The 13,835-nt window shown below is 69.3% G+C and carries 10 protein-coding genes; 5 read left to right on the top strand and 5 right to left on the bottom strand.

The features are described from left to right. Positions 1–244 precede the first annotated feature (244 nt). The 4 genes from ACFWN2_RS04210 to ACFWN2_RS04195 are packed head-to-tail and all read right to left on the bottom strand — an operon-like array spanning position 245 to position 4,781. The gene (locus ACFWN2_RS04210; RefSeq protein WP_382424812.1) at positions 245–1,216 is read right to left on the bottom strand and encodes an NAD(P)H-dependent flavin oxidoreductase; all 972 of its coding nucleotides are present in this window, start codon (positions 1,214–1,216) and stop codon (positions 245–247) included. 11 nt (positions 1,217–1,227) lie between these two features. Further along, positions 1,228–2,340, bottom strand: a complete 1,113-nt coding sequence (locus tag ACFWN2_RS04205; protein ID WP_382424811.1) for an acyl-CoA dehydrogenase family protein — start codon at positions 2,338–2,340, stop codon at positions 1,228–1,230. A 12-nt stretch (positions 2,341–2,352) separates the two neighbouring features. Continuing rightward, positions 2,353–2,970, bottom strand: a complete 618-nt coding sequence (locus tag ACFWN2_RS04200; protein WP_382424810.1) for a TetR/AcrR family transcriptional regulator — start codon at positions 2,968–2,970, stop codon at positions 2,353–2,355. After that, positions 2,967–4,781, bottom strand: coding sequence for an AMP-dependent synthetase/ligase (locus ACFWN2_RS04195; protein ID WP_382424809.1), 1,815 nt, complete (start codon positions 4,779–4,781; stop codon positions 2,967–2,969). The genes ACFWN2_RS04200 and ACFWN2_RS04195 overlap by 4 nt, the downstream gene beginning before the upstream one ends. Positions 4,782–5,012: 231 nt before the next feature. Here ACFWN2_RS04195 and ACFWN2_RS04190 point away from each other — a divergent pair, with 231 nt between their 5' ends. Together ACFWN2_RS04190 and ACFWN2_RS04185 are read left to right on the top strand one after the other, a co-directional pair. Further along, complete coding sequence (locus ACFWN2_RS04190) at positions 5,013–6,221, top strand: acetyl-CoA C-acetyltransferase (protein ID WP_382424808.1); 1,209 nt, start codon at positions 5,013–5,015, stop codon at positions 6,219–6,221. Between the two features lie 20 nt (positions 6,222–6,241). Next, positions 6,242–8,347 (top strand): 3-hydroxyacyl-CoA dehydrogenase NAD-binding domain-containing protein, encoded by a 2,106-nt coding sequence (locus ACFWN2_RS04185; RefSeq protein ID WP_382424807.1) that lies wholly within the window; start codon positions 6,242–6,244, stop codon positions 8,345–8,347. Here ACFWN2_RS04185 and ACFWN2_RS04180 read toward each other — a convergent pair. Beyond that, positions 8,338–8,985 (bottom strand): TetR/AcrR family transcriptional regulator, encoded by a 648-nt coding sequence (locus tag ACFWN2_RS04180; RefSeq protein WP_382424806.1) that lies wholly within the window; start codon positions 8,983–8,985, stop codon positions 8,338–8,340. The genes ACFWN2_RS04185 and ACFWN2_RS04180 overlap by 10 nt on opposite strands. Positions 8,986–9,129: 144 nt before the next feature. On the opposite strand from ACFWN2_RS04180, the gene ACFWN2_RS04175 reads away from it, so the two are divergent. From ACFWN2_RS04175 to ACFWN2_RS04165, 3 genes are read left to right on the top strand one after another with little or no spacing between them, the layout of a single operon-like run. Beyond that, a complete protein-coding gene (locus ACFWN2_RS04175) occupies positions 9,130–10,359 on the top strand; it encodes an oxygenase MpaB family protein (protein WP_382424805.1) in 1,230 nt (409 codons plus the stop codon). A 29-nt stretch (positions 10,360–10,388) separates the two neighbouring features. Next, positions 10,389–11,603: an oxygenase MpaB family protein gene (locus ACFWN2_RS04170; RefSeq protein WP_382424804.1), complete on the top strand. Its 1,215-nt coding sequence runs from the start codon at positions 10,389–10,391 to the stop codon at positions 11,601–11,603. Further along, positions 11,600–13,834, top strand: a complete 2,235-nt coding sequence (locus tag ACFWN2_RS04165) for a molybdopterin cofactor-binding domain-containing protein (RefSeq protein WP_382424803.1) — start codon at positions 11,600–11,602, stop codon at positions 13,832–13,834. Before ACFWN2_RS04170 ends, ACFWN2_RS04165 begins: the two co-directional genes overlap by 4 nt. The last annotated feature ends 1 nt before the right edge of the window (position 13,835 follow it).

The following is a 13,835-nucleotide window of genomic DNA, read 5'->3' as shown; positions in this document are numbered from 1 at the left end:
AACTCTGGGAGCGGCCCACGTGTGCGCGGCTCCGCGTTGCGGCCGGCCGAAGCCGTCGCCGTGCTCCACCCCACTTGGGTGAACCGGATCCTCGGTGCCCCGGCTGGGCGCGAGCATCTCACCCGGTCGCTGTTGGCGCTGGCAGAACGCCCCGGCACACCTCTACGGGTTCCCCCAAACGCGACGGGACAGTGCTGCTCGACCACCTGCCACAGCAAGCTGAGGTAGCAGCCGCATCGAGGGTTCAACCGCATACGGCCGTCAGGCGACCGGTGATCAGTTCCTCGGCCTCTCGCACGATGCGGTCGACCAGCTCGCGCACCGTCGGGACGTCGTCGATGAGCCCCTGGGCGAGACCCGCGCTCCAGATACCGGCCTGCAGGTCGCCGTCCTCGAACACCTTCCGGCCTCTCGCGCCCGCCACCAGATCGCGCACGTCGGGGAACTCGCCACCGTCGCCGAGGATCTCGACCACCTTGCGGCTCACGGCGTTGCCCGCGACCCTCGCGGTGTTGCGCAGCGGCCGGAAGATCAGTTCTGTGTCGAGCTCGCTGTTCGCGACGATCTGGTCCTTGACTCGCTGGTGGACGGGGGCTTCTCGCGTGCACAGGAACCGGGTGCCCATGTTGATGCCCTCGGCTCCCAGCGCCAGCGCGGCGACCAGTCCCCTGCCGTCCGCGAAGCCTCCGGAGGCGATGACCGGGATCGTCAGCCGCCGGACGGCCGCGGGGATCAGGACCAGGCCCGGGATGTCGTCCTCGCCGGGGTGGCCCGCGCATTCGAACCCGTCGATGCTCACGCCGTCCACGCCGATCTCCTGTGCCTTTACGGCGTGGCGGACGCTGGTGCACTTGTGCAGCACCTTGATCCCGTGGGCGTGGAACTCCGGCAGGTGCTCACGAGGGTTGGAGCCGGCCGTCTCGACGATCTTCACGCCGGACTCGACGATCGCGCGCCGGTACTCGTCGTAGGGCGGCGGGGTGATCGACGGCAGGATCGTCAGGTTCACGCCGAACGGCCTGTCCGTCATGTCCCGGCACCGCGCGATCTCGCGGACCAGCGCCTCCGGGGTGGGCTGGGTGAGCGCGGTGAGGAAGCCCAGTGCGCCCGCGTTCGCGACGGCCGCGACCAGTTCCGCCCTGCCCACCCACTGCATGCCGCCCTGGACGATCGGGTGTTCCACACCGAACGTCTCGCAGAACCTCGTCCTCAGCACCCGCGGCTCCTCTACAGCCCGTACGTCTTGCCGATGATGTCGCGCTGGATCTCGCTCGTTCCTCCGTACACGGTGGACACGACGGCCGAACGCAACAACGCTTCCATGCCGTACTCCGTGGCGTATCCGTAGCCGCCCATCATCTGCATGCCTTCCAGGGCAACGTGCTTGGCCAGTTCGGTGCACTTGAGCTTGACCATGGACGCCTCGCGGGCGAAGACGCGGTCCGGTTCGGCGGTGATCGCGGCGGCGACGTCGTCGAGCAGCAGCCGGGCGCATTCGAGTTCGGTGGCCATGTCCGCGATCCGGTGCTTGAGCGCCTGGAACGAGCCGATCGGGCGGCCGAACTGCTCGCGCTGACGCACGTAGGTCAGCGTGTCGTCGAACGCGCGCCGGGCGACGCCGAGCATCAGCGCGGCGAGGATCATCCGTTCCAGGTTGAGCCCGGCCATCAGCTGGACCCACGCGGCGCCGGGCGTGCCGACGACCGCCGAGTCCGGCACGAAGCAGTCGGTGAAGTACAGGTCGTTGACCTCGCGGCCGCCCATCGTGTCGATGCCCTTGATCTGCAGGCCGTCCACACCGGTGGGCACCATGAACTGCGTGAGCCCCTGGTGCCGGGACTCCTCCTGCGAGGTGCGGGCGATGAGCAGGACATGGTCGGCGAAGTGCGCGTTGGAGCACCAGGTCTTCTGCCCGTTGACCAGGTAGCCGCCGTCGACCCGGTCCGCGCGGCACGTCAGCGCGCTCACGTCGGAACCCGCGCCCGGCTCGGACATCGAGATGGCTTCGACGCGGCCCTTCACGACACCTTCGAGCACGACGCGCTTCTGTTCCTCGGTGCCGAACTTCTCGTACGCGGCCGCCGCGATGATCGTGGTGCCGAACCCGCTGATCGGCGCGAGGCCGTAGGCGGTCTCCTCCAGGAACAGGCACAGGTCGGTCATGCCCAGGCCTGCCCCGCCGTACTGCTCGGGGACGGCGATGCCGAGCCAGCCCAGCGCGGCCATCTTCTCATAGACGACCTGGTCGTGCGGCTCACCCTTGACCCGTTGCTCACGGCGGCAGAAGTCCGCGATCGCGTCGACCAGGTCGCGACGTTCGTCGGTCAGCTTTCGGGGCATGACGTGACCTCCTCAGTCCCGCACGGCGGGGAAGACGGTGTCGACCAGGTGCAGAACGGTGCGGGTGAGCATCACGTGCAGGTCGGCGCGGCTGAGCGTGCCGCGCACGAGCCACTCGCGGGAGGCGGCTTTGAGCATGCCGCTGTGGGCTCGGACCATCGCCCGCAGCTTCTGCTGCCCTTCGGCGACGTCGGTCATCATCACGGCTTCGAGGACGCGGTCCGTCGCGATCTCGTCGGCCTCCAGCATGATCTGCTCGATCTCCTGGTCGTTGCCGAGGTTCTCCAGGCCGATCGCGAAGAGCCACATCTCCCTGTTGCGTTCCACGACCTCCAGCCACCGGTCGACGCAGATCGACACGCGCTCCACGGCCGTCGTGGGCGGCAGCCGTTCCGACACGGACGCGGGCACGACCATCATCTGCCGCACCACCTCCAGGTAGAGGGCGCGCTTGGTGTCGAAGTAGTGGTGGATCAACGCACGGGTCACGCCCGCCTCGGTCGCGATGTCCGTTGTGGACACCGAGGTGTAGCCGTGGGCCCCGAAGAGCCGGCGGGCGGCGCCGAGGATCTCCGCCCGCCTGGCGTCCGGTTCCATCCGGCGCCGCTGTGCCTGGCGCTGACCGCTCATCCCGTGGTTCCCCTCGTGTACATCGACTCGATCGTCGCGGCGTGCAGGCCGTCGATCGCCTTGCGCCGCAGACTCAGCTTCGGGGTCAGCTCACCGGATTCCGCCGTCCAGGGCACGCTCAACACGCGGTACTCCTTCACCTGCTCGGCGCGGGACAGCACCTCGTTCGCCTCCGCCACCGCACCGCTGATCGCCTCGACCACTTCCGGGTGCCCGGCAAGATCGGCGACGTCGAGTCCGCGGGCCCGCGCCCACAACGGCGCGGCTTCCTCGTCCAGCACGATCAAGGCGGTGAGGTACGGGCGGCGGTCGCCGATCGCGACGGCGTAGGCGATCAACGGGTGAGCCCGCAGCAGCGACTCGATCCTCGTTGGGGCGACGTTCTTGCCGCCGTCGGTGATGATCAGTTCCTTCTTCCGGTCCGTGATGCTCACGATGCCCCGGTCGTCGACGACACCGATGTCCCCGGTCGGGAACCAACCATCGGCGTCGGTCGCGGGGTCCACTCCCCCGTCTGCGCGGAGGTAGCCCTGGCACACGACAGGACCGCGCACGAACAGCTCGCCGTCGTCGGCCACCTTGATCTCGATGCCGGGTCCGGGACGTCCCACGGCGCCCAGCGCGAACACCTCCGGTGTGCTGACCGTGGCGGCGCCCGTCGTCTCGCTCAGGCCCCACACCTCGTACACCGGCAGCCCCACGCCGGCGAGGAACTCCAGCACGGCGGTGGGGATCGGTGCGGCGCCACTGAATGCACGCCCGCACTCGTCGAACCCGATCGCGGCTCGGATCGGCCGCAGCACCTGCGCGTCGAGCTGTCCCTGGCGGGCGGCGAGTCCCGCCGGGACCTCCTTGCCCGCCGACCGCAGGTGGAACACCTCCAGCGAGGTCTCCCGCGCCAGCGCGACCGCCGCGGCCTGGTCCCCGGTGAGCGTGGCCAGCTTGGCCCGCAGCCCGGCGGCGAGCTTCTCCCACACCCTGGGGACACCGAAGAACCCGTGCGGCCGCACCGCCTGCAACGACGCCAACAGCCGCGTCGGATCCGCGCAGATCGTCACATGACCCGCGTTGCAGATGGGCATGTAGATGCCGAGCACCCGTTCGGCGATGTGCGCCATGGGCAGGTACGCCACGGATCTCGGGTGTTCGGTCAACGGCACGAGGTCGTCCTGCATCAGCGACTCGTAGATCACGTTGTGGTGGGACAGGACCACGCCCTTGGGTTCGCCGGTGGTGCCCGAGGTGTAGACGACGGCCAACGGCTGGTGCGGGGTGATCTCGTCGGTGAGCGTCTCGAACGCGGGATCCTCCGCGCCGCGAAGGTCCGCGTAGCTGACGAACCGAATGTCGCCGCTCGGCGCGACGTCCGGGTCCAGCACGACGACCGATCGCAGCTGCGACAGGTCGTCGAGCACCGGTCCCCAGCGGCGCATCTGCTCCTCGCCCTCCAGCACGAGGACGGTGGCCGCGCTGTGCCGCGCCACGTAACGGACCTGCTCGGTGCTCAACGTGTCGTAGGTGCTGCACGGCAGGGCGCCGAGGTGGACGGCCGCCAGGTCGGCGATCCAGTGCTCCGGCCGTTTCGACATGGCGATCAGCATCCGGTGGCCACGACCGAGCCCCACCGCGGCGAGGCCACGGGTGAGCACGGCGACCTCGGAACGCAGCTGCGCCCACGTCAGCGTGTGCGGGTCCTCGCCGATGCCGTCGGTGAGCGCGGGGTGGTCGGCGAACAGCTGTGCGTTGCGGCGCAACAGCTTCGTGATCGTGAGACCTTCGACGGACTGGTGCAGCCGCTCTGCTGCGGTCACGGCGGGCTCCTCTCCAGCGCGATCCACTCGGTGAGCGGCTCCTACCGTGCCGCCACTGTTGACTGAGTGTCAATAGCTTCGAACTCACCGGTCATCGGTGTCGATTCAGAGCCTGAACCTGTTGCATTCGAAAGGTTGACTGCTACGTTCGAGCTTATTGACAGTCAGTCAACATCCCCCACCACCTGTCCCCGCCGGTCTGCCGCGGGCGAAGAGGAAGCGTGAGGACCCGTGACCGAAGCATTCATCTACGACGCCATCCGCACCCCGCGCGGCAAGGGTCGTGGCGGCGCTTTGCACCACGTCAAGCCCGTGACCTTGGTGACGGGCCTGGTCGACGAGCTCCGGCACCGCCATCCGGGCCTCGACCCGCAACGGCTCGACGACGTCGTCCTCGGCGTCGTCACCCCGGTCGGCGACCAGGGCATGAACCTCGCCAAGGCCGCGGCGCTCGCGGCCGGGCTGCCCGACACCACCGCCGGCGTGCAGCTCAACCGGTTCTGCGCCTCCGGTCTGGAAGCGGTGAACACGGCCGCGCAGAAGATCCGGTCCGGCTGGGAGCACCTGTTGCTCGCGGGCGGCGTCGAGTCGATGTCCCGCGTGCCGATGGGCAGCGACGGCGGCGCGATGGCCGCCGACCCGGAAACGGCCTACGACACGTACTTCGTCCCGCAGGGCGTCAGCGCGGACCTGATCGCGACGATCGAGGGCTTCACGCGGCACCACGTCGACGAGTACGCGGTCCGGTCCCAACTGCTGGCCGCGCAGGCCTGGACCGGCGGCTACTTCGTCAAGTCCGTGATCCCGGTGAAGGACCGCAACGGCGTGGTCGTGCTGGCCCAGGACGAACATCTGCGCCCTGGCACGACCGAGGAGACGCTGGGCGGGCTGACGCCGTCGTTCGCGGGCATCGGCGAGATGGGCGGCTTCGACGCTGTGGCCCTGCAGAAGTACCACCGGGTCGAGCGGATCGAGCACGTGCACACCCCGGGCAACTCGTCGGGTGTCGTGGACGGCGCCGCGCTGGTGCTGGTCGGTTCCGAGCGGGCGGGTGCCGAACACGGCCTCACCCCGCGCGCCCGGATCCTCGCCGCCGCGGTCAGCGGTGCCGACCCGACGATCATGCTCACCGGTCCGGCGCCTGCCACCCGCAAGGCGCTCGGGATCGCCGGCCTGACCGTGGACGACATCGACCTCTTCGAGATCAACGAGGCGTTCGCGTCCGTGGTCCTCAAGTACGTCAAGGACCTCGGCCTGCCGTGGGACAAGGTCAACGTCAACGGCGGCGCGATCGCCCTGGGCCACCCGCTCGGCGCGACCGGGGCGATGCTCGTCGGCACCGTCGTCGACGAGCTCGAACGCCGCGACGCGCGCCGGGCCGTGGTCAGTCTCTGCGCAGGTGGCGGCATCGGCATCGCCACCGTCGTCGAACGCCTCTGACGACACCGAGGAGGAACAGCGTGATCCACTGGGAGCAGGGCTCCGACGGCGTCGTCGTGCTGACCATGGACGACCCCGACCAGCCCGTCAACACGATGAACCAGTCCTACGTGGACTCGATGGAGGCCGCGGTCACGAGACTGGAGGCCGAACGCGAGTCCGTCACGGGCGTGGTGCTCACCTCCGCCAAGGCGAGCTTCTTCGCCGGCGGCGACGTCGGCTTCATGAGCAGGGCCGAACCGGAGAACGCCGCCGAGATCAGCGAGGTGTGCCGGGTTCTCAAGTCCCAGCTGCGCAGGCTGGAGACGTTCGGCAGGCCGGTCGCCGCGGCGATGAACGGCAGCGCGCTCGGCGGCGGCTACGAGATCGCCCTCGCCTGCCACCACCGCGTCGCTCTGAAGACCGAGGACAGCCGGATCGGCCTGCCGGAGGTCACCCTGGGGCTGCTACCGGGGTGCGGTGGCGTCAGCCGGACCGTCCGGCTCCTCGGACTGCAGACCGCGCTGATGGACGTCCTGCTGACCGGCACCCGGTACCGCCCGGCGAAGGCCCTCGCCAAGGGACTGGTGCACGAACTCGCCGACACGCCCGCGGACATGCTCGCGAAGGCCAGGAAATGGGTGCTGGCCAACCCGGACGCGCGGCAGCCGTGGGACGTCGCCGGCTACCGGATTCCCGGCGGTGCGCCGTCGAGCCCGAAGGTCGCGGCCACCCTCCCCGCGTTCCCCGCGAACCTGCGCAAACAGCTCAAGGGCGCGAACCTGCCCGCACCGCGCAACATCCTGGCCGCCGCCGTCGAGAGCGCTTCCCTGAGCTTCGAGTCCGGCGAGAAGGTCGAGACGACCTACCTCGTCGAGCTGATGACCGGCCAGGTCGCCAAGAACATGATGCAGGCGTTCTTCTACGACCTGCAGCACGTCAACTCCGGCGGCAACCGCCCGCTCGGCCACCCGCGCCACGTCACCTACAAGGTCGCCGTGCTGGGCGCGGGCATGATGGGCGCCGGAATCGCCTACTCCTGCGCGAAAGCCGGCATCGACGTCGTGCTCAAGGACGTCACGCTCGACGCGGCGGAGAAGGGCAGGCAGTACTCCGCGAAGACACCCGAGGCGCTCGCCCGGATCATTCCGACCGCCGACGCCGCCGACCTGGCGGGCTGCGACCTCGTGATCGAGGCGGTGTTCGAGGACCCGGAGGTCAAGCGGAAGGTGTTCGCCGAGGTCGAGGACGTCGTCGCACCGGACGCGGTGCTCGGGTCCAACACCTCGACGTTGCCGATCACGACGCTCGCCGAGGGCGTACGGCGTTCCGAGGACTTCATCGGCCTGCACTTCTTCTCGCCGGTGGACAAGATGCCGTTGTTGGAGATCGTCGCCGGCGCGAAGACCAGCGAGCGGACCATCGCGAAGGCGGTCGACCTCGCCCGCCAGATCGGCAAGACGCCGATCGTGGTCAACGACAGCCGGGGTTTCTTCACCAGCCGGGTGATCGGCCGGTTCATCGACGAGGCGGTGGCGATGCTCGGCGAGGGCCTGCATCCCGCGTCGATCGAACAGGCCGGGTCGCAGGCGGGCTACCCCGCGCCTCCGTTGCGGCTGCTGGACGAGCTCACCCTGACGCTGCCGCGCAAGATCCGCGAGGTGACCAAAGCCGCGGTGCTGGCCGGCGGTGGGCAGTGGCACGCGCACGGCGCCGAGGCCGTCGTCGACCGCATGATCGACGAGTTCGGGCGGGGCGGACGGTCGAGCGGCGCGGGCTTCTACTCCTACACCGACGGAAAGCGCGCCGGCCTGTGGCCCGGCCTGCTGGAGCACTTCACCGTGGCGGGGCACGAGATCCCCTTCGAGGACATGAAGGAGCGGATGCTGTTCGCCGAGTCGCTCGACTCGATCCGATGCCTGGACGAGGGCGTGCTGCGGTCCGTTCCCGACGCCAACATCGGTTCGATCCTCGGCATCGGCTTCCCCGCCTGGACCGGCGGCGTGCTCCAGTACGTCAACGGCTATCCCGGCGGGTTGCCCGGATTCGTCGCACGCGCAAGGGAACTGGCAGCCGCGTACGGCGACAGGTTCGCGCCGCCGGACTCACTGGTCGAGAAGGCGCAGAAGGGCGAGCGCTACGAGTGAGGCTCCAGCATCGGCACCAGGTACCGACGGGCGATCACGCGTAGCTGCTCGTCGTCGTCGAGGTCGATGACGTGGCTGGGGATCACCAGGAAGGAGGCGGAGATCCGGACCATCATCTCCGCCACCACCTCCACGTCGACGGACTCGGCGACGTTGCCCGCGTGCTGCTCCCAGCGCAGCCTGCTCGCGACGAACTCCCGGACCGCGGCGAGCGTCCGTCCCTCGTCCCCGGTCATCGAAGGCACGACAGCGTCCGGCTCGACCTCCATCAGGCCGCCGATGAGCGGGTTGTCGCGGATGGCGCGCAACGAGCTCACGAACCCCACGACGACCCGGTCCGCCACGGTCTCGGCGCCCTGGACGTCGACGATGAACTGGTCGAAGTAGCGCCGGAACTCCCGGCGCACCACCTGTTGCACCAATGCGTCCTTGGTGGCGAAGCGGCGGTACACGGTGATCCGCGACAGGCCCGCGAGCTTCGCCACGTCCGCCATGCTCGACCGCTTGATGCCCCTGCGCCGGAACTGCTCGTACGCGGCGTCGATCAGGCGCGTCGTCACCTCGTCGTCGGAGTCCGCGCCTTCGACCGCGTCGCTGAACGCCAGCTCCAGAACCGAAGGGGCGTCAGGAGAACTCATGGCGACCGACGGTACAGGTTCCACTGTCATTACCCCTGTCGACCTCTGGCGATCATGACCGCTCCCGTGCTCCCATGATACAGAGATACTGAACTTGTTTCATTGTATCAACCCGACATCGAAGTCGAGGAGGACTTCCCTGCGATGGACGGACTCAGCAGGCGCGACATGTTGATCGCGGGCGGCACGCTCGGAGCACTCGGGGCCCTCGGCATGGCCTCCCCCGCGCTGGCGCGAACACCGTGGTCCTGGGAGCCGGCCGGTTCGGTGGCGGGCTCCGGTCCGGGCGCGGACCCGAACTGGGTGTGGGACGACGAAGCCGACCAGCTGCTCGCCTCGGTGATCGACCGCGGCGACGTACCGAGGATCAACCCGATGTTGCGCACCTGGACGCGCAACGACCAGCCGCTGCCCACCGGCCTGCCGGCGGACGTGCGCGACTTCATGGAGCGCGCCCGGCAGCTCCCCGTGTGGGCCGACCGGAACAAGCTCGGCGTCGCGGCCCGGTTCAACGTCAACAGGGGCTTCTACCTCAACCTGCTCAACGGTGTCGGCGGCGGCATGTTGAGCACCGCGATCCCGCGCGAGGCCCGCGCCGTGTACTACTCCAAGGGCGGCGCCGACATGGAGGACCGCGTCGCCAAGACCAGCCGTCTTGGGTTCGCCGTCGGCGACCTCGACGCCTACCAGCCCAGCGGCTCGATCATCGTCGAGGCGGTCAAGACGCGGATGGTGCACGCGGCCGTCCGGCACCTGCTCCCCCAGTCGCCCGGTTGGTCCGGCACGAGCGGCGGCCAGCGGATCCCGATCAGCCTCGCCGACATGCTCGTCACCTGGCACACCCTGCCGACGTACGCCATGCGCAAGATGCTGGAGTGGCGGGTCCCGATCACCCCGTCCGAGTCCACGGCCTACCTGCACGTGTGGCAGGTGACAGCCCACCTGCTCGGCATCCGCGACGAGTACATCCCCGGCACGTGGGACGCGGCCAACGCGCAGTCCAGGCAACTGCTCGACCCGGTACTCGGCCCCACGCGTGAAGGTGTGGAGCTGACCGACATCCTGCTCGGACAGCTCGCCGAGCAGACGAGCCCCGCGAGCATCAGCCGCCCGCTGGTGAACGCACTCGCCCGCTACCTCGTCGGCGACCAGATCGCGGACTGGGACGGCATCTCCCGCGAACCGTTCTGGGACCCGACCATCGCCTCGCTCTGGCCGAAGCTCGTGGGCTTCCGCGAGAAGCTCATCCCGCTCCCGCTGGTGCCACAGCTCGCCTGGACCCTCGACGAGGCCGCGCGCCGCTACATCATGTTCTTCCTCACCAAGGGACAAGAGACGCACATCGAGATCCCCGACACCAACCGGCCTTCCTGAGCACGCGGACTCGACGAGGAGTTCCTGTCATGAACGAAATCAGCAGGCGCAGCATGTTGGTCGCGGGCGGAACGCTCGGCGCGCTCTGCCTGGCGTCCCCCGCCGGCGCGAAGTCGCTGTGGTCCTGGTCGCCCAGCGGCTCGCTCGCGGGCTCGGGTGCCGGCACCGACCCGCACTGGGTGTGGGACGACGAGGCGGACCCGCTGCTCGCGTCGGTGATCGACCGCGGTGACGTCCCGCGCGTCAACCAGGCGTTGCGCACGTGGACCCGCAACGACCAGCCGGTGCCGTCCGGAATGCCCGCCGACGTGCGCGACTTCATCGAGCACGCGCGCCAGTTGCCCAGCTGGGCAGATCAGCGCAAGCTCGACGCGGCCGCGCAGTTCAACAGGACCAAGGGAATCTACGTCGGTGTCCTCTATGGACTGGGCAGTGGTCTGATGAGCACGGCCATCCCGAAGGAGGCTCGCGCCGTCTACTACTCCAAGGGCGGCGCGGACATGAAGGACCGCGTGGCCAAGACCGCCAAGCTCGGCTACGACGTCGGCGACCTGGACGCCTACCAGCCGCAGGGCGAGATGATCGTGACCGCGGTGAAGACCCGCATGGTGCACGCGGCCGTGCGTCACCTGCTCCCCCAGTCACCCGGCTGGTCGGGGAACAACGGCGGCCAGACGATCCCGATCAGCCTGGCGGACATGCTCGTCACGTGGCACAGCCTGCCCACGTTCGTCATGCGCAAGATGCTGGAGTGGGGCGTCCGGATCAGCCCGTCCGACTCCGCGGCCTACCTGCACGTGTGGCAGGTGACCGCGCACATGCTCGGCATCCGCGACGAGTACATCCCGGCGACCTGGGCCGCCGCCAACGAGCAGTCGCGGCAGCTGCTCGACCCGGCACTGGGACCGACCCGTGAAGGAGTCGCGCTGGCGAACGACCTGCTCGACATCGTCGCGGAGGTCGACGGCGGTCTGACCCGGCCGATGATCAGCGCGTTCTCCAGGTACACGGTCGGCGACCGCGTCGGCAACTGGATCGGACTGAGCCGCGAGCCCTTCTGGGAGGCGCTCATCGGTGCCGCGTGGCCGAAGCTCGTGGCGTTCCGCGAGCACCTGATCCCGTTGCCGCTCATCCCCGAGTCCGCCTGGACGCTGGAGGAGGTCATCCGCCGGTTCGTGCTGCTGTTCTTCGCCGAGGGACGGCGCATCTCCATCGAGATCCCCGACATGAACCGGCCCTCGTGAGGCGACGCGGCTTCCTCGGGTACGTGCTCGCGGCACCGACGCTGGTGACCGCGGCCAGGTTCGGGTCCGGCGAGGAGGACATCCCCTCGCCGGACCTCACCCGGCTCGTCGACCTCAACGACGTGATGACGGCGGCGGCACTCCCCACGTCCGGGCTCATCAGCGTCGAGGTCGGCACCGACGGCATCGTGTCCTTCGCCCTTCCACGGGCCGAAGTGGGACAGGGCATCACCACCTCCACGGCGATGCTGATCGCCGAAGAGATGGACGTGTCCCCGGACCAGGTCCGCGTCTCGCTGGCCGACGCACGCCCCGAACTGCTGTTCAACCAGCTCACCGGCGCGTCCAACACCACCATCTCCACGTACACGCCGATCCGGGTCGCCGCCGCGACCGCACGGCTCCGCCTGCTGGAGGCGGCCGCGACCGTGCTCGGCACCTCGGACCTCGCGCTCTCCAACGGAGTTGTGACCGGGGCCGGTCGCAGTCTCGGCATCGGTTCCCTGGCGGAGAAGGCCGCGAGCGTTCAGCCGCGGCAGGTCACCGTCACGCTGAAACCGAGGGAGTGCTTCACGGTCATCGGCAGGCCGCAGAACCGCGTCGACGGCCTGGCCGCGGTCACCGGCCGCAAGAAGTTCACGATGGACCTCGCCGTGCCCGGCGCGTTGCCGACGATGCTGTGCCGGCCGCCGACCATCAACGGCAAGGTCGGCTCGGTGCTCAACCTCGCGGAGGTCCGCGCTCTCCCCGGCGTCACCGACGTCGTGACCATCTCGACCGGCGTGGCGGTGCGCGCGGAAACCTTCGGCCAGTGCATCGACGCCGTGCGAGCGCTGCGCGTGTCGTGGAAGCCCGGTACGGCGGAAGGGAAATCCGACGACACGGTGCTGGCGCAACTCCGCGCGGCGGAACTTCCTCTCGGTCCCCCAACGCTGACGCCGAGTGTGGAAGCCAAGTTCACCTTCTACTTCCGCGGCAACAGCGCTCTGGAACCCAACTGCGCTATCGCGGACGTGCGACCGGGCCGGGCCGAGATCTGGGCCTCGGTCAAGGCGCCGATCGTTGCCCAGAAGCTGATCGCGGCGAGGATCGGACTGCCGCCGGGCGCGGTCACCGTGCACGTGACCGAGGGCGGAGGTTCGTTCGGACGCAAGCTCTTCTTCGACGCCGCGCTGGAAGCCGCCGAGGTCTCCCACCGGATCGGCAAGCCGGTCAAACTGATGTGGCACCGCGCCGATGACACCCGCCAGGGCCGTGCGCACCCGATGGCGACCTCACGGGTCCGAGTGTCCTATGTGGGCAACACCGTTCTGTCTTACGCGCAACGGCACACAGGCGTCAGCACCGACCTGGGACACGGCCTCGGCGAGCTGTTCACCGCCATGGCCGCACGACTGCCGGTGGGTCACATCGGCTTCTCCCAGACGTTCTTCCACCTCTCCCAGTCCATGCCCTACGACTTCGGCACTGCCACCCACCTGCTCGCCGAGACCGACAAGGGCTTCAACACGGGCAGCATGCGCAACGTCTACTCCCCCGACGTCACCTGCGCCCGCGAACTCGTCGTCGACAGGCTGGCAGCCCGGATGAACCAGGACCCGCTGAGGTTCCGTCTCGGCTTCCTCCGGGACGATCGCGCACGAGCTGTGCTGGACAAGGTCGCCGCCGCGGGGAACTGGGGCCGGCCGATGCCGCCCGGCACTGCACAGGGAATCGCGTTCCACGGCGAGTACCACGCGTTCAGCGCTGTGCTGGTGGAGATCGACTGCAGGCCCGCCACGCTGAACCGCCCGATCCGCGACGGCGTCGCTGGCCCCCGCGTCACCAAGGCCGTCATCGCCGTCGACGTGGGCCTCGCGGTGAACCCACGAGGCCTCGAAGCCCAGATGACCGGCTGTCTCATGGACGGCATCGCGCTGGCGCTGACCTCAAGCCTCCACCTGCGCGACGGACACTTCCTGGAAGCCAGCTGGGACAACTACTTCTACACACGGCAGTGGAACACACCTCCAGACGTGCAGATCTTCGTCACGCCCTCCACCACCGACCGCCCAGGCGGCGCCGGCGAACTCGGCGTGGCCGCGTCGATGGCCGCGGTCGCCTGCGCCTACGGCCGCGCCACCGGAACCATGCCGACCAGCTTCCCGATCAACCACGGCACGCTGTCGTTCACCCCGAAGCCCACCGTGCCACCCGTCCCCCAGTCCCCGGCCGACGGCCTCGCACGATAGG

This window comes from Lentzea sp. NPDC058436, assembly GCF_042721515.1.
In the GTDB taxonomy this organism is placed as follows: domain Bacteria; phylum Actinomycetota; class Actinomycetes; order Mycobacteriales; family Pseudonocardiaceae; genus Lentzea.
Note: the sequence above shows the minus strand (reverse complement) of the source record. Positions and strands in the feature narration are given on the sequence as shown.